Here is a 17,967-nt window from a genome sequence, read left to right on the forward strand (position 1 = left end):
ATAGGAGTTGATATGGTGAAGGACAACAAAGCGAGGATTGAAAAAATATATGTGACGCTGCTTGCCGTTCTGGTTGCGATTCAGCCGATTCTTGAACTGGTGTGGTTTAATGACGGAACGGTCGGTGAAGTGGGGGGATTTACAATACCGACACTCATCAGGTTTGGCCTGATCGGGGTAGCCGGTATTTTGTCTTTTTTCGTAATCAGATTCAACAGAAAATATCTATGGCTGGTGCTGTATCTGGCAGTTGTGGCTGTCTATGCTGTTCTGCATCACATTTTCTGTATTGATTTTCAGTCCCTTGTGCCGGGAAATTTCAATTACAACATGATTTCAGAGATGTTTTATCTTGTCCGCATGCTTGTTCCGATTGCAATGATTTATTTTGTATATAATTCTTCGATGAGCAGGAAAGTATTCGATGGACTTGTAATAGGTATTTCACTTTTCTCTTCGGGGCTTGTAGTGATCACGAATCTTACGAAGACGTCCATAGGCTCCTATTCAAACAGGACGATTCTTGGGAACCTGATTGACTGGTTTGTTAATAAGGGAGTGTTTACGTTTAATGACCTTGCCTCGAAAGGGTTCTTTTATACCAGTATTTTTTCAGTCGTGCTGGTGCTGCTTTTCCCATATATACTTTATCTTTTTATCAGGGACAGGAAAAAAAGATACTTCTTTCTTGCAGTTATCCAGGCTCTCGCGCTCTATATGTTCGGGACAAAGGCTACAACATTCAGCGTGATTATAGAGCTTGTGGTTATGTTTGCAGTATATCTTGTATGTACTCTGATGAAAAAGGATCAGAAATTTCTGAAGAGTCAGGCAATTCCGTTCCTTGTGCTGATCCTTGCAGCTGTGATTGTTTATCCGTACACACCGGCAATTTCAAGATCAAATTATGATGCGGAGTATCAGAAAGAGCTGGACGAGGATTACGACGAAGAAGAGGAGAATAGGGCGCTGGAGGAAGCGGATGATCTGGAGAAATATTATGATGAAAATTATATGTATTTCTCAATTAGTCAGGATTTCATGCTCCGATCATATCCGTATAAATATGACCTTGAATTCTGGGATCAGCTGCTCAAGGATCTTGGACCGTCCCAGAGAATGCAGAACCGGATTGTGGAACAGAGGATGCTTGAGAGAGTAAAAGAGATCAATGACGATCCGATGGACGACCTTTTCGGTATGGGGTATACAAGAACATCCAATATTTATAATCTGGAGAGGGATTTCCTGTATCAGTATTATTCCCTGGGAATTGTCGGAGTGGTAATTTTTCTTGGACCATATGTCGGAATCCTTCTGATTACGATGATTCTTATGCTTGTGAAGTTTAAAAAGCGGGGGAATATAGAGAACTGCTCCCTTGTGCTGGGAGTCGGTCTGTCTCTGTTTCTTGCGTATTACAGCGGAAATGTGATGGATAATCTCGGCATTACAATTATTATGGGAATGGTACTTGGAATGTTGCTCAGGATCAATTTCAGAAAAGAGGTAGAGGATTGAGATGAAAAATTCTGGAATCAGTGCGATCAGAGGAATTGCGACTCTTATGATTGTATGCTGCCATCTCATGCAGGGACTGGATAATGAACTGGCCTTCTGGCTGAATGTAGGGGTTCAGATCTTTTTGTGCATGTCCGGATATCTGTATGGGAAAAAGCAGGTGGAGAATACGGTCGCATGGTACAAAAGACAGTACCTGAAAATCATGAAACCGGTATGGATTCTGCTGACAGTGCTTGCTGCGGTTATTCTGATCGGTCAGTTTTCCGATCTGTCTGTTATTTCACTGGGACTGAGCTATCTTGGACTTGCAGGATTCGGGACACTGCCTGAACTGACGCATACATGGTTTATCACGTACATTCTTTTCTGCTATCTTCTGACACCGTTGCTTCAGATGATTGACATTGCTTCAGAGAAGAAAACGTGGAAATTTGTACTGTCGCTGATTGTGTTTGTCGGGATTGCGGAGTGCCTGTATCTTTCAAGAATCGTGATGCTGATGCCCCAGTATCTGAGCTGTTATATTGTGGGATATTATTTCTCCAGACGGGAAGCGGCAAACGGAGGAGCCGATCTGAAGAAACTTACAGCAATCGTGGCGGCGATTGCTGTGGTGACGCTGCCGATCCGTCTGCTTGTACAGTATGGAGGGATCGAGATTCCGATGCCGGGCTGGCAGTACATCCGCACACAGATTACAGACTGGCATCATACACTGCTGGGAATTGCACTGTTTTTCGGGCTTCTCCTGCTGTTTACCCGCAAAAAGCCCGGATATACGAAAATACTTGAATACTCGGATAAATACTCCTACTATATATATCTGGTACATCAGATTTTTATATTAAATACATTTTCGCTTCTTCATGTCACACCGTTTCTTTTCCTGAATCTGCTGCTGATCGCGGCAGCTGTTCTCCTGTCTGCCGCTGTGCTGCGATGGGTGACAGAGCGGCTTGTGATTAAGAAAAAAGCAGTCTGATACAGAAAAAATATCAGATGAATGACTGTTGAATTTGCTGCACATAGTTGTTACAATGAACAATAAGGGGATTTTTAAAAAGAGTACCCAGATATAAAAGGAGGAGAATATATGAGACCAGGGAAAAAGACAGCTCTTCTGCTTGCGGGCGCTTTGGCGATACAGTCTCCGCTGACAGTGCTTGCAGAGGAGACCTATCCGGAAGAACAGCAGGCAACAGCTGAATTTGGACCGGAGGATGCAGATACAGCGGATACTGCTGCAGGAGAGGATGCAGAAAAAGAGGATCAGGAACCGGCTGGCGGAGCTGAGAACGGTGAAGCAGCTGAGGAGTCTTCCGGTGAAGCACCTGTTGATACGCCGGATGCAGGAGATGATACATCAGATACAGATGGCGGCGCATCGGATACAGGGGATGATGCATCGGATACAGGAAATGATGCATCAGATACGGGAAACGATACGGAAACACCACCGTCAACAGATTTGCCGGATGGCGAAGATCCGTCAGAAGAAATACCGGATGAGGGAGAGCCTGAAGAAGAGCCGGATGTACATAAGCCGGGATGGTATCTTGCGAACGAAGGCTGGTATTACTATAACAGCAACGGTGAAAAAATGACCGGCTGGCAGTGGATAAACGGGGCATGGTATTATCTGAACCCGTCGAATACAGAGTACCCGGGACTTATGATTGATGACAGCAGCTATGTGATTAACGGGACGACTTACTGCTTTAATTCCGGCGGTGCAATGGCATCGGGCGGTTGGTATTTCACAGATGAAGGCTGGTACTATTTAAATGGAAGCGGTGCGGCTGTGACCGGATGGCAGTGGATCGGAAACGTGTGGTATTATCTGGATCCGGCAAATGCGGAATATCCGGGCCTTATGCTTTCAGATGAAACTGCGGAGATTAATGGCCAGCGATATCTCTTTAAGTCAAATGGAGCGATGTATACCGGCTGGTATCTGTCAGAAGACGGATGGAGATATTATGGCTGGAGCGGAGCAGAAGCAGCAGGCTGGATTTCTCTGGACAGCGTATGGTATTATCTGGATCCGGAGAATGACCGACTCATGGTATCCAACTGTGAGAAGGAAATTGGCGGAAAGCTTTATCGCTTTAAAGAGAATGGAGCGATGTATACCGGCTGGTATCTTGAGAATGGAACAGAATGGCGCTATTACAGACCGGATGGGGATTCCGCGACCGGCTGGGTGCTTGACAGAGGAAAATGGTATTATTTTGATCCTGAAAACGAAAACCGGATGGCTGCAGACTGCGAGAAAGTAATCAACGGAACAAATTACATATTTACTTCCAGCGGGGCAATGTATACCGGCTGGCACTATGTAGACGGAGAGGGATACTACTATTATACGGAAAGCGGATTCCTGGCTTCCGGTTGGTGCCAGGTGGGCCAGACATGGTATTATATGGATCCGGAAAATAATAATATCATGGTAAATGACAAATGGAAGGACATCAACGGATACCGTTACAGTTTTTATGACTGGGGCGGTATGAGAATAAACTGGGGTTATATTGATGGATACTGGTATTATTTTGCACTTGATGGTTCCATGCATACAGGCTGGCAGACAATTGACGGCAAGCGCTATTACCTGTATAAGAAGGATGATCCCAATGGTGGCGTCTGGGGAGCTATGGCAACGAATGTCACTATTGATGGTATTTATATAGCTGCAGATGGTACTGCAAGTGCAGCTTACGGATACGCGGCTGCAGTGCTTGACCAGATCGGCTGGGATTTAAGAGCTGCGTTTAACTGGTCGGCAAGTCTGTCGTATGTGAGTGTTTCCGACACACCGGATCCGGGCAGTGAGTATTTCGCGACTTACGGTTTCCAGAACGGCTCGGGAGACTGCTATGTGATGGCGGCAACGTTCTATTATATGGCGAAGCTTCTCGGATATGACGCCCATCAGATGACGGGATATGTACCTCTGCTTAATGGAGGAATGGGCCCCCATTCATGGGTGGAGATCGATATGAACGGAACGACTTATGTGTTTGACCCTGATTTTACACATGAAACGGGATATAACGGTTATCAGATTACATACGGCGCATCCGGAACATGGATCTACAGAGATTATTACAGAATGAATTAAAATCTAAAGGAGAATAATACCGATGAAGAGAAGGTTATTGCTTGCCCTCTGTGTATGTATGATCGGCGCGATGGGGACGGTTACAGGGTGTTCTTCACAGTCCGGCGGGGAAGAGGATACGGCAGCATCTGTTGAAGATACGGCTGAAAAAGAGGAAGAAGAGCTGAAGACTATCGGAACGGAAGATGCAGATGCATTTCAGGTGGAGCTGAAAAACAGCACGGGAAAAAATATCACCGGAGTCAGTATTAAGCTGATGAGCGAGACGGAATATCCGGAGAATATGCTTACAGACGGCGACGTGTATGAGGCGGATGAGAGCAGAATACTCTATTATAAGGCTCCGGACGCGAGCGGAGATGCTGCAGCTGCAGCGGATGCAGCCGAGACAGAAGCGGCTGATTCGAATCAGAAAGTGATGACCACAGGATATGATGTCCAGCTTACTTTTGAGGATGCGAGCACAGCGGAACTTCATGCATTCCCGTTTGAGGATATCAGCGAGGGAGAAATCTGCTTTGCAGATGATGTGGCATATCTGTCCTACACAAGTGTTTCGACAGAGGAAAAGGTAGAGACGAAAGAGGCAGAGCTGTCCGTCAAGGCTCAGAAAGAGGCGGAAGCGCAGGCGGCGGCAGAACAGGCGGCAGCGGAACAGGCGGCGGCAGAGCAGGCAGCGGCGGAAGCGGCGGCAGCACAGGCGGCAGCGGAACAGGCAGCAGCGGAACAGGCAGCAGCGGAAGCGGCGGCACAGGCGGCGGCAGCAGCGGCCCAGCAGCAACAGCAGGCAGCACCTCCGGCTGATACGTCGGGCGGAGGAGACGGATGTCTGGATGGAGCGCTGTTTAACTAGGTGCTGAAAATTCAGCGTCAGTATTAAAGTACAGTATAAGGGAATAAACATTGAGTAAAAGCGGTGAGAATGCGGCGCATAAAGCCGCATCCTCATCTTTTTGCAGTTATAAGAGGGAATTATGTCTTTAGTATCGAATATATTTATCCTTTTTGTTGCTCTGTCTGTTTTTGTGTACTATATTGTCCCGAAGCGCTGCCAGTGGCCGGTGCTGCTGGCAGCAAGCTATGTGTATTATCTGACTGCGGGGGCGGAATATCTGTTTTTTATTCTGTTTTCAACAGCCGTAACATACGGAAGCGGGCGCCTGATTGAAAAGTATATGGAAACGGATCGGAAAGCGGCGAAAAGAATTCTTATTGCCGGCCTTGTTCTGAATTTTGCCATGCTTGGCGGCGTAAAATACACGAATTTTATTGTTGAAAATATCAATGCATTATTTCAGACGGATATTCCGGGAATCGGTATTCTTCTGCCGCTTGGAATTTCGTTTTATACGTTTCAGTCGTCGGGATATCTTCTGGATGTGTACTGGAAAAGGACAGAGGCGGAGAAAAATCCTTTCAGGTACGCACTGTTTGTCTCGTTCTTTCCGCAGATTCTTCAGGGGCCGATCGGACGGCATTCCAGGCTTGCGGCACAGCTCTATGAGAGCCGCACGTTTGAGTGGAACCGTTTCGCAAGAGGACTTGAGAGAATCCTCTGGGGATTTTTCAAGAAGATGGTTCTGGCAGACTGGGCGGCGGTATTTGTGGATGCGATTTTTACATATCCCGACTATTACAGGGGGCTTGCTCTGTTCGGTGTGCTGTTCTATTCCGTCCAGCTTTACGCGGACTTCTCCGGGGGAATGGATGTGGTGATCGGAATCGGGCAGCTCTTCGGTATTACAATGGACGAGAACTTCAAGAGGCCGTACTTTGCCACTTCTATTACTGATTTCTGGCACAGATGGCATATCACGCTGGGAACGTGGATGAAAGATTATCTGTTCTATCCGCTGTCACTTTCCGGGTGGATGAACCGGTTCGGAAGATGGGGAAAGAAACATCTGGGCAAGAAGATGGGGCGCAGGCTTCCTATTTGTCTGGCAAACCTTGTCGTATTTTTCGTAGTCGGTGTCTGGCATGGCGCGGCCTGGAAATATATTGCCTACGGTATATATAATGGCGTAATCATTGCCTTCAGCGGCCTGATGACAGACGAGTACCGGAAATGGAAGAAGACGCTTAAAATCAGCGGCAGCGAACGGTGGTATCATGTATTTATGATTGTTCGTACATTCATACTTGTCAATATCAGCTGGTTCTTTGATTGTTCGGCGACTGTCGGGCAGGCGGTTCGAATGATGGGATATGCAGTGACGTCCTTTACACCGGCACAGCTGCTTACGATTCCCGCAGGAAGGGAAGGAGTGGCGTTCACCCCGTATGCGCTTGCGATTATCTGTGTGGGATGTGTAGTTGTGTTTATTGTAAGTTTCCTTCAGGAACGGGGCGTGAAAATCAGGGAGACGATCGCAAAGCAGAATTTTGCAGTGCATTTTATTGTTTATCTGTGTTTGCTGCTGGCGATCGGATTTTTCGGATCAACGGCGGAGGTGAGAGGATTTATTTATGCGCAGTTCTAAAAAGACAGTGATGAAAGCGGCTGCGGCATTTGTTCTGCTTGCAGTTATATTGGCGGGCCTGGATTTTCTTCTCTATCCATGCACGTTTATGAGAAATGATATCCATTCCGTCACAACAGAGGCCCATGATGATATTTTCATGGGAACATCCCATGGGAAGATGAATATCGATCCTGATACGGTAGGAGAGATTACAGGGAGAAGCGGCCATAACCTCTGTGTGGGAGGAGAATACGGGATTGATGTGTATTATATGGCGAAATTGCTGACGGAGACGCAGAAGCCAAAGAGGATTATATACGAGATCGATCCGGGTTACTTTGTATCCGAGAAGGAGGAAGGAAACAATTATCTGCTGTTCTACCATGAATTTCCATTCTCCATGGCCAAGATTGAATATTTCTTTGACGCTGTGCTCGAGTGCGATCTGAGAAGTGCTGTTTTTCCGTGGTATGAATATTCGCTTTCCTATGAGATTGAATCGCTGCCGGATACGGTGAGCAAAAAGCTTGGCGGAGACTACGGGATTGAGGATTTTAAAAGCGATACGCAGGAATATCATGAGAACGGTTTTGTAGAGAGGTATCCGGTAGACACTACGACACTTCCGTTTACGGAACCGGTGCTGTTTTCCGAAGAGAAGGTGAGTGCTCAGAATATGGAGTACCTGGAGAGACTGATTGACCTCTGCAAAGAGGAAAACATAGAATTTGTGGCAGTAACGACCCCGATCCCGGCTGTAACTCTGAATCAGTATCCTGAAGAGTATGGCGATGCCTGGGACTATTTTGAGACGTTCTTTGAGGAACAGGGTGTGGAATATATGAATTTTAACACAGAGTATTACGACCTGTTTCCGCATGAGATGATCAATTATACGGACTATGACGGCCATATGAACGGGGATGCGGCACTGAGATTTTCTGAGATACTTGGAATTATGCTGAAGGATTATTGATCTGAAGCTGATATGGAGGGAAGGGAACGATGATAAGAAACGTAACAGAATATTTAGATCATTCGGCAGAAAAGTACCCGGATAAGACGGCGTTTGTGGATAAACATACGCAGATGACGTACAGAGAGTTGAAAAATGCGGCATACCATGTGGCTATGGGCATGATCTCGGCCGGAATTTTCAAAAAGCCGGTTGCGGTCTATCTTGAAAAAAGCGTGCAGTGTATTGCAGCGTTTATGGGCGCTGCATATGCAGGAAACTTTTACAGTCCTCTGGACACGGAGATGCCTCTGCCGCGTATAGAGAAGATTATGGATACGCTTCAGCCGGCAGTTATAGTTACGGATGAGGCCCACAGACAGCAGGCGGAAAGCTTTGCGAAGGAAAGTCTGATTCTGGTCTATGAAAAACTTCAGAATGAGCTTGTTGATGAAGAGAAAATACACAGTGTTTCTCAGAAAGTAATAGATACTGATATCCTGTATGTTCTGTTTACATCAGGATCTACCGGTACGCCGAAGGGGGTTATCATCTCACACCGTGCCCTGATTGATTTTACAGAATGGGGGACAGAGAGGTTCGATATTGACGACGGTTTCATATTTGGAAATCAGACACCGTTTTACTTCAGCATGTCGGTTTTTGACATTTATCAGACGTTGAAAAACGGCGCGGCGATGTATATTGTGCCAAAAGAGATGTTCTCATTTCCGGTGATGCTGATGCAGTATTTGTATGATCATGACATTAATACGGTTTTCTGGGTTCCGTCCGCTCTTATGCTTGTCGCGGCGTTTAAGGCGCTGGAGTCGCCATATCTTCCAAAATTGCGCAATGTGTTTTTTGGCGGAGAAGTTATGCCGGTGAAACAGCTTAATAAATGGATTGAAAAGTATCCGGACTGCAGATATGTTAATTTTTACGGCCCGACAGAGGTTACAGATACATGTACTGTATATGAAGTGAACCGGAAGTTTGAAAATTCTGAAAGACTGCCGATGGGGGAAGCGTGCGCGAATATGGATGTCTTTTTGCTTGATGAGGAGGACAGACCGCCAAAGGATGGCGAGATCGGCGAGATATGCGTAAGAGGAAGCGGGATTTCATATGGCTATTATCATGATGAGGAAAAGACAAGAGAAGCCTTTGTCCAGAATCCCCTGAACCACTGCTGTCCGGAGACGATTTACAGAACCGGCGACCTGGCATATGTAAATGAATATGGTGAGTTTGTGTATGTGTCCAGAAAGGACTTCCAGATTAAGCATATGGGACACAGGATTGAACTCGGGGAGATTGAGACGGCGGTATCCTCGGTAAAAGGTGTGGAGTCAAACTGCTGTATCTATGACCAGCAGAGCTCGCGGATTATAATGTACTATACAGGCACGGCTGATGGAAAATATGTTATGGAGCGTCTGAAAGAGATGCTTCCGGTATACATGCTGCCAAACAAGAGGATTCATCTGGAAGAGATGCCTTTTAATCTGAACGGAAAGATAGACAGGCAGCGGTTAAAGGAAATGGGAAGGGGAAATAAATGATGGAGATAGCAATTGCAGTTTTCATCGGACTGTGGCTGACTGTGGCAAGCGTAATGTCGTATGCCTGGCTGAAAAAAGAACTTGGCGGGGAACAGGAGGATAAGAAGAAATGAATATCTACTTTATCGGAATGTGCATCGCCATGATTGCCTATGTAGTGATAGGAGCTCTGGTCAGCCGCCAGGTGAAGGATGCCAATGATTTTTATGTGGCCGGAAGAAGAGCGCCGGTTCTTTTGATTGCCGGCTCCATGATTGCATCATATACAAGCACGGGAATGTTTATGGGAGATGCGGCTCAGTGTTACGACGGTGTGTTCTCTTCCATTATACTGTTTGCAGGAATGCAGTCGGCGGGATATATTATCGGAGCGATTTTTTTCGGACGGTATTTAAGAAGGAGCAAGGTGCTGACCATACCGGAATTTTTTGGAAAACGGTTTTGCTCAGACAGGATGAGAGCACTTTCCGCACTGACGGCAATTATTATGATGAGTGTGTATCTGCTTTCTGTTATGCAGGGAATAGGAACACTGATGCATATCGTGACGCGGGTTGACTATAATGTGTGTATCGGCCTGGCACTGCTTGCCTTTACCCTGATTACTGTCATGTCAGGATCAAGGGGTGTGCTGATTACGGACACGATTATGTCGGGAGTATTTACGGCGGCCCTGGTTATAGCGGTTCTGTTTATTGCGAACAGTGCGGGAGGCTGGTTTGAATCAATCCATGTGCTGTCTTCATCCCCGGATACGGCTCAGCTCCTTTCTTGGAGCGGAAAGCCGGGGCCGCTTTATGATACGGGTATTCAGAATATGGTATGGGGGCTGAACTACGGCATTGTATGGATGTCTGTATGTATGGTAGGCCCATGGCAGTCCAGCCGCTATTTAATGGCAAAAGATGAACACACAGTAATACGGTCTGCGCCGATATCCGCTTTTGGCGTTTTTATTCTTGAGTTCCTTGTTGGAATGGCTGCTGTGATTGTGATTGTTGTGAATCCGAATATGGAAGATTCTTCACAGGTTATGATATGGGCGGCCATGAATATGATGCCGGTTCTCGCCGGAGTGATACTGCTTACGGGAGTGCTTTCGGCCGGGATATCCTCAGCCACAACTTTCCTGTCGCTGATAGGAGCGTCAGTGGCAAATGATATGATGACGGTGCGCGGAAAGCGGTCAGTGTCGGTTGGGCGAATCGCGATGGTGATTGTAAGCGCGGTTGTATTTGCGCTGGCTGTGTTTAATCCGCCCTCGATTTTCTGGATTATGTTCCTTGGAGGCGCGGTTGCAGCAAGCGCATGGATGCCGGTAGCGGTTGCTTCCATATTCAGCAAACGGGTTACGAAGGCAGGCGCGTTCTGCGGTATGCTGTTCGGAACACTGGGCTGCTTCGGATTGAAGCTCTATACAAGCCTTATGGGAATTGCTCTTCCTGTCTACCTTGATCCGAGTATTGTCGGAATTGTATGTAATGTGGCAGCGATGGTGATCGTCTCGGCGCTGACCCGGGTGACGGAAGAGGAAAAGGCCGCCCGTGAAGAACTTTTTGTTGTTCCTGATTCAGAGAAGAAACCAAAGGAGATAAAGAAAACATTTATCTGGATGAAATGCTCATTGGGATTGGGGGCTGTGGTTGTTTTGATTCTTCTGATCTGGTGGGTATTCCCTTACCTGAAATATGTAACGGGCTAACCGCCACGTCTGGCGTCAGTCTACAAGGGGAAGCATGCTTCAAATCGTGTATTTTTGCAGAGAGAAATCTTGAGGAAATTTTGAAAAAATGCTAGAATGAACAGAAAAGATATAATATAATACGAAAGTGAGAAAAATTATGGAAAAATTACTGGAAATTTTGGAAGATATCCAGCCGGATGCGGACTATGAGAACTGTACAACGCTGATTGACGATGGGATTCTTGATTCCTTTGCCATCCTTTCGATTGTAAGTGAGATAGAGGATGAGTTCGGAGTGTCGGTTACGCCGGCGGAGATTATACCGGATAATTTTAACTCTGCACAGGCCATGTGGGAAATGATCCAGAGACTGGGCGGAGAGTAATGCGTCGTACAAAAGAAATGCAAAAGAAAGAAAACAGATAAAAAAGCGGACATACCGCACGAAGGAAAATCTGCGTGCGGTATGTCCGCTTTTTAAATCTTATATTCAGGGACGCTGTCAGGATTCGAAACAGCGCCCCATGAGTATGTCAGAAAATCTGTCAGATATCAGAAAAATTATTCTGCCACTGCCGGTGCCGGGCTGTAGCCAAGCCATACACCATTTGCATCGAACTCTGCGTATTTGCTATCGCTCGGAATATAGTAGTATCCGTCATAATACATATATCCCTGATTGCAGTAGTACCATTTTCCGCCGCTTAATACCCAGCCTGTTGTTCCGGCGCCGCTTGTGCTGAAGTGATACCATTCGTCACCGTACAGTTTCTGCCAGCCTGTCAGCATAAGTCCGGATGCGTTAAATGTATAGAGCTTTCCGTCGATATAGGATGTAAGGTCTTCATACATAGCACCGCTAATTCTGTCCAGATAATACCAGCCGTTTGCGTATACCCAGCCTTTTGCCAGGGAGCCGCCTGCGTTGAAGTAGTACCATGTACCGTCTTCATAAACAGTTCCGTCCTCATCTGTCCAGCTGTAGGGGTCATAATACCAGCCGGTTACCATTTTTCCGGAGGCATTGAATGCGTAGGTTGTTCCGTCAATGACCGCAATGCCGTCAGACGCCATGGAACCATCCTCATATAAGTAGTACCATGAACCGCCTTCATACAGCCATCCTTTATAAACGGTTCCGTTAGAGTTTGCGTAATACCATACGCCGTTCTGAACAGTATTTCCATTGCCGTCTGTAGTGGTATATGTCGCATAGTACCATCCACCTGTAACCATTCGGCCGGAAGCGTTGAACAGATAACGGGTTCCGTCAATTGTGTAAGCGCCGTTGCTGTACATGGAGCCGCTGTATTTTGCCAGGTAATACCATGAACCGCCTTCATACAGCCATCCTTCGTAGGCGCTTCCGTCTGCGTTCAGGTAGTACCATGTATCGTCTTCATAATGCCATCCGCCGGTTAACATTTTTCCGGAGGCGTCGAACTTATAATCCTTACCATCGATGTAGATAGATGTGTCGGAAGCCATAATTCCGGTCCAGGGATCAAGGTAATACCAGGAGCCGCCGTAGGCCAGCCATCCGCCGTCGTACATGGAGCCGTCGCCGTTGAACCAGTACCAGTCGACAGCGTTCACTTCAGTGCCTTCCTCATCCGTGTAAACATATTCATCAGCATACCATCCTGTTACCATGTATCCGCCGGAGTTGAAAGCATACCACTCGCCGTTGATCAAATACATACCGTCGGCGTACATTTCGCCGTAATCATAACCTTCGTCAAAATAGAACCATGCGCCGTATCCGCTGTCATAGCGCCAGCCCACATGCATGGAGCCGTTGCCGTTGAAATAATACCATCCGTCATACAGATCTGAGAAATACCATCCTGTTACCATGTATCCGTTCTCATCAAAAGCATATGGCGTTCCGTCGATTTCCCAGATGTCGTCAGCTATGTACTCGCCGCTTGTCAGTTTGAATACCCATTTGCCGTCCTTAATTTCCCAGTTTCCTTCGGATTCAGAGGTATCCTTTGCGCCCGCTTCGTTTGAATAAACAAGTCCGCCCTCTGTTTCGGGAACTTCTGTCTCAGGAGTCTCTGTTTCGGGAACTTCTGTTTCAGGAACTTCCGTCTCGGGAACCTCTGTTTCGGGAACTTCCGTCTCGGGAACCTCTGTTTCGGGAACTTCCGTCTCAGGAGTCTCTGTTTCGGGAACTTCCGTCTCAGGAGTCTCTGTTTCGGGAACTTCCGTCTCGGGAACTTCTGTCTCGGGAACTTCTGTCTCAGGAGTCTCTGTTTCAGGAGCTGTTGTGTCATCTGTAACAACGACAGCGCTGTCCGCTGTATCAGCGCCGGCAGCTTCTTCCGCGCAAACAACCGCGCCAGAAGAAACGATCAGTGCCGCCCCAGAGAGCACTGATAAATAAAGTTTGAGTTTTCGCATAAAATTTTCCTCCTTTACAATAATTTGTAAATCCTCTTGAAACCTATTATACAAAAATAAATAGAAGACTACAAGTATTTTTAGACAAGTTCCACAATTAATTTGTGTTAAAATTTCTCCTTAATTCTGAAAATTTTTGTAAGGGGGATGTAAAACAAAACACTCTGTTATTATTTCTCTTTTAAAAATTTTCCGGCGTCTTTTATAAAGCTTGCGGAAATCAGTACAATGACAAGCGCAATCGGAAAGGCGGCGATGATGCTTACCGACTGCAGGTTGCTCATGGAGCTGTCGGAAAAGACAAGTGCAATCGGAAGCAGGATGAGCAGGATACACCACATCAGCTGTACCAGCCGGTGCGGCATTTCGTTCTCTCCCAGCCTGTGATAGCTGTAGCAGGAGCCGATCAGCGCGATGGAGTCAAACGAAGTCGCGTAAAAAGCAATCATTGTGACGAGGAGCAGTACAAGAACAAGCGGCGCGCATGGCAGGGTGCGGATAATGGCGATAATGGCGCCGTACAGATCTCCGTCATTCTGGTATATGCTGATAAAATCAGCTGCGCCGGAAAGCTGCCTTCCCATAGAGTAGTTGCCCAGTATGATAAAGCTGATGACTGTGGAGCCAACACCAAAGACGTAGCCTCCGAGAATGGTCTGGCGGACGGTTCGTCCCCGGGAAATATTGCCGATAAAGAACGGAGCGGCTACGCACCATACCATCCAGTATGCCCAGTAAAAAATCGTCCAGTTCTGCGGGAAGGAGGTTGTGCGCTGAGGGTCTGTGTATGTCGCAAGCTCGAAGAAATTCTGTACCATTCTTCCAAGGGAGGAAAATCCGGTTTCAATAATGTACCTCGCTTCTCCGCCGAACAGGAGTACAAAGGCAAGCAGGGCAAAGAACAGATAGACGCAGGACTTCGCCAGAATACTGATTCCCTTGAACCCGTGCAGAAGTGAATACGTGTATACAATACAGGTGACAATCAGAATTACGATTGTCAGCAGAGTGGAATCAATGCTTGCGTGAAAAAGTTCATTGATTACATCTGCCATCAGAGGGGTCGCCAGACTGAATGTCGTCGCGGTGCCGGCCAGAAGAGCGAAGACAGCCAGCAGATCGATCAGCCGTCCGAGAATACCGTCAGTGTATTTCCCTAAAATGGGACGGCAGGCCTCCGAGTATTTCTGGCGGTCTCTTTTGCGGACATGCAGCATAAAGCCAAAGGCAACGGCGAGCACAAGATAGAATCCCCAGGGGATCAGGCTCCAGTGAAATACCGGATACACGCTGGCCCAGTCCTGAATGCTTCCGAGCTCTTCGATATGCGGATCAGTTGCATACAGAATCCACTCTGAGAAGGAGTAAAACAGGATGTCAGCCGCAAGTCCCGCGGTAAACATCATAGACCCCCATGTGAAAAAGGAGTACTTTGGCTTTTCCTCCTGCCCTCCAAGTACGATGTCCCCATATTTAGAGAATGCTATATATATGGAAAAAAGAAAAACACCAAGTCCGATTGCGAGATAGTATGTTCCGAAGGTATCACCCAGAAAGAAACGGATCTGGCTTACCACTTCATTGGAACGCTGAGGAAAGCAGAAAAAGAGAATGCACAGTGCCACAATAATAAGAAGCGGCACAAGTGTGATCATCCAGTCGATCTGATTTCCGGTTTCTTTGCTTTGAGTCGGTTTCCTGTTCATTTTGATAATCCTCCTTCTTTGAGACGGGCTCTGCGATTGCTCTGAGCAAGAAAAACTTTATAACTTTCGTCTGTCCGGGCCAGTTCGGCGATGCTGTCGATCTCAATGACATCGCCGGGCTTCATTTCACGGATGCCGAGGCGGTAGTCTTCCGGATGACAGAACAGCGCTACGTCATCCCAGTAGATCTGCCGGTTCATTTTTGTTTCAAACTCATATTCCAGATGCGCCTTAAGCTGTTTGCCATCCGCTTCTGTCCAGCGGGAGATGCTGAAAAGCTGCCATCCGTTTCTGCCGCCTGTGCGGCTGCAGGATGTTACAATCCCGCCGTGTACGGTGAGAAGCCATTCGTCTGTATCCGTGTCTGTCCAGATACAGTTGTAGCCGGAACGCTCAAAGCGGGGATCCAGAATTTCCGGATTGTAAATGATCTGGTCGCCGTCGAGGATGATGGTATCCCCGATCAGATCTCTCGCCACATAGAGGGAGGAGATGTTGTTGCATGTGTCGTAATACGGGTTCTCGATAACGGAAAGTCCGGGATATTCTTTTTCCAGACTGTAAAACTGTTCTTTTAAATAACCTGCCACCACGTAGATCTCCCGGATTCCGTTTGCGTGAAGCGCATGAATTACGGTATCGATCATGCGCTTTCCGTTGACTTTGATCAGCGGCTTCGCTGTCGTGAGTGTGACAGGGCACATTCTGTTTCCGATTCCTGCAGCCATGATGACTGCCCTTTTTACTGTGTGCATAGTTGTTTCCTCAGCTTTCTCTGTCCAGTTCCGTCCGGACAATCTTATAATATTCTTTCGCATACCGGTACTGCCTCAGGGAATATTCCCCGAAGTCTACGCCCAGCTTCCGCTTGTATTCACACCAGTTGCTCCACAGCAGGCCGCAGACGGCGATGTAGCAGTAGATTTTGAGCCGCACCGGAGCGGGGCAGTTCCCGCCGAAATAAAAGTCAACAGCCTGGTCGATCTGTTCCCTGCTGTAGAAAGAGTAGATACAGAACATTGCGATATCCACATGAGGATCCTGCATCCCGGCATATTCCCAGTCGATAAGCCTTACTTTTTCTTTCCCTTCGGAATCCGGGAAGAACAGAAAGTTGTCGGGAACCGCGTCGATATGCGTGAGGGATTCTTCCGGATGGAGAGAATCAATATAGGTCTTAAGAGCAAAGACCTCCTTTTTTGTCTTTTGGTAATCCTTGTATGCGGAAGGGGTTCCGTCCCAAAGTTCTTCATAAAAATCAATCTCTCCGAAAAGGTCAAACCGGTGGTCGACTTTCAGCTTCATTTCGTGAAAGCCGCGGAGCTTTGAAAAACACATTCGGACTTCTTCCGGATTCTTCGGATCACAGACGCGGGCGCCTTCCAGAAATTCGGTGATTTTATAACCGTTGTCTGGATTCATGTATACAATATCGTCGCAGATATGCCTTCCACTGACTGCACTGTATACCTGCGCTTCCTGTTTCCGGCTGATCAGACGGTCCGTACCCTCGCCCGGAATACGCATGATGTATTTTTTCCCTTTGCAGACGAAGAGGAAAGATCGGTTTGTCATTCCTTTTTTCAGAATTGTAATCTCCCGGATTTCTTTCATGGAAACTCCAAGTGCCTGAGCCGCAGTCATAACCGCATCAGACTTAAGCTGGCTGGAATGGCTGTCAAGCTCCCGGAGCTGTTCGTAAGTATTGATCTCCACTGCGGCCTTTGCAGGAACAACTCTGGCTGCCACTGTCATCCTGTCTTTTAGGTACAGAGCTTCCTCCCAGAAAGAGTGATCGTATCTGGAATCTGAGACGCAGTGTTTCAGACGTCTGCGGATGCCGGGGGCGTCATCAGCCGTGATATAGCTGATTCCCAGCATGGCGTTTCCGGGTTCGCTGTCAGATACCGTGACGAGTTCTGACTTCCGGTTGACGCGGACAGAGCTTCCGCGCTCCGGAGATTCGCTGACCATATACCAGGAATAGAGCTCGTGGGTTCTGAAAGGACTGGCAGCGCACCAGATGTCGCACGGAACGATGTAAGTGTTTGACAGATGCCCGGCTGCGAGCCAGAGGGAGTACAGATTGTTTTTAGAGGCATACTGGGTGTTTACGATCAGATCAACGCCGTAAAGGTCAATCAGGTATTCGTAGTGCTCCTTCATGAATCCGACAACAATATAGATTTCCCGGATGCCTGCCTCATGAAGCTGGCGTATGATCCGCTCGATCAATGGCTCGCCGTGTATTTCAAGAAGCCCTTTCGGCGTCTCCATATTGATGGGAACCATGCGCATCCCGTAACCGGCCGCAAGTATCACGGCATTCTGCGGGGAGAGACGCTTCGTTTCCGATATGGCAGACGGAGTAGGCTTTAAACTGCCGTCCAGATATCCTCCGGCGGCAAGCGATTTGAGCGAACGGTTTACGATGCCAAGCGAGTGTCCGGATTTTTCAGACAAGTCCCGCTGAGTTGTATAGGGAAATGACATGAGTGCGTTCAAAATATCACATTCCTGAATGTTCATGATTAATCTCCT

13 protein-coding genes are annotated in these 17,967 nt (G+C 47.3%); 9 read left to right on the plus strand and 4 right to left on the minus strand.

From position 1 onward, the window contains the following. Nucleotides 1–12 precede the first annotated feature (12 nt). The 9 genes from LKD70_RS06740 (at nucleotide 13) to LKD70_RS06780 (ending at nucleotide 11,699) form a co-directional block, all read left to right on the plus strand. Nucleotides 13–1,521, plus strand: coding sequence for an O-antigen ligase family protein (locus LKD70_RS06740; RefSeq protein WP_227707272.1), 1,509 nt, complete (start codon nucleotides 13–15; stop codon nucleotides 1,519–1,521). Nucleotide 1,522: 1 nt separating this feature from the next. Next, entirely contained in the window at nucleotides 1,523–2,506 is a 984-nt protein-coding gene (locus LKD70_RS06745; RefSeq protein WP_227707273.1) for an acyltransferase family protein, read from the plus strand. Between the two features lie 111 nt (nucleotides 2,507–2,617). Continuing rightward, entirely contained in the window at nucleotides 2,618–4,645 is a 2,028-nt protein-coding gene (locus tag LKD70_RS06750; RefSeq protein WP_227707274.1) for a transglutaminase domain-containing protein, read from the plus strand. Nucleotides 4,646–4,667: 22 nt separating this feature from the next. Further along, a complete protein-coding gene (locus LKD70_RS06755; RefSeq protein WP_227707275.1) occupies nucleotides 4,668–5,498 on the plus strand; it encodes a hypothetical protein in 831 nt (276 codons plus the stop codon). Nucleotides 5,499–5,619: 121 nt separating this feature from the next. Then, nucleotides 5,620–7,128, plus strand: a complete 1,509-nt coding sequence (locus tag LKD70_RS06760; RefSeq protein WP_227707276.1) for an MBOAT family O-acyltransferase — start codon at nucleotides 5,620–5,622, stop codon at nucleotides 7,126–7,128. After that, nucleotides 7,115–8,086, plus strand: coding sequence for a hypothetical protein (locus LKD70_RS06765; RefSeq protein ID WP_227707277.1), 972 nt, complete (start codon nucleotides 7,115–7,117; stop codon nucleotides 8,084–8,086). The genes LKD70_RS06760 and LKD70_RS06765 overlap by 14 nt, the downstream gene beginning before the upstream one ends. 29 nt (nucleotides 8,087–8,115) lie before the next feature. Further along, nucleotides 8,116–9,630: an amino acid adenylation domain-containing protein gene (locus tag LKD70_RS06770; protein WP_227707278.1), complete on the plus strand. Its 1,515-nt coding sequence runs from the start codon at nucleotides 8,116–8,118 to the stop codon at nucleotides 9,628–9,630. Between the two features lie 109 nt (nucleotides 9,631–9,739). Next, on the plus strand, nucleotides 9,740–11,332 hold the full coding sequence (locus LKD70_RS06775; RefSeq protein ID WP_227707279.1) for a sodium:solute symporter family protein: 1,593 nt from the start codon (nucleotides 9,740–9,742) through the stop codon (nucleotides 11,330–11,332). Nucleotides 11,333–11,459: 127 nt separating this feature from the next. Beyond that, a complete protein-coding gene (locus LKD70_RS06780) occupies nucleotides 11,460–11,699 on the plus strand; it encodes an acyl carrier protein (protein WP_407690921.1) in 240 nt (79 codons plus the stop codon). 176 nt (nucleotides 11,700–11,875) lie between these two features. Here LKD70_RS06780 and LKD70_RS06785 read toward each other — a convergent pair whose 3' ends face one another. The 4 genes from LKD70_RS06785 to LKD70_RS06800 form a co-directional block, all read right to left on the minus strand. After that, the gene (locus LKD70_RS06785; RefSeq protein ID WP_227707281.1) at nucleotides 11,876–13,720 is read right to left on the minus strand and encodes a hypothetical protein; all 1,845 of its coding nucleotides are present in this window, start codon (nucleotides 13,718–13,720) and stop codon (nucleotides 11,876–11,878) included. Between the two features lie 170 nt (nucleotides 13,721–13,890). Next, a complete protein-coding gene (locus LKD70_RS06790) occupies nucleotides 13,891–15,426 on the minus strand; it encodes a BCCT family transporter (RefSeq protein WP_227707282.1) in 1,536 nt (511 codons plus the stop codon). Continuing rightward, entirely contained in the window at nucleotides 15,423–16,181 is a 759-nt protein-coding gene (locus LKD70_RS06795) for a phosphocholine cytidylyltransferase family protein (protein ID WP_227707283.1), read from the minus strand. The genes LKD70_RS06790 and LKD70_RS06795 overlap by 4 nt, the downstream gene beginning before the upstream one ends. A 10-nt stretch (nucleotides 16,182–16,191) precedes the next feature. Then, nucleotides 16,192–17,955, minus strand: coding sequence for an NTP transferase domain-containing protein (locus LKD70_RS06800; protein WP_227707284.1), 1,764 nt, complete (start codon nucleotides 17,953–17,955; stop codon nucleotides 16,192–16,194). Nucleotides 17,956–17,967 lie beyond the last annotated feature (12 nt).

Origin of the sequence: Ruminococcus turbiniformis, from assembly GCF_020687545.1 — a bacterium.
Classification (GTDB): domain Bacteria; phylum Bacillota; class Clostridia; order Lachnospirales; family Lachnospiraceae; genus Mediterraneibacter; species Mediterraneibacter turbiniformis.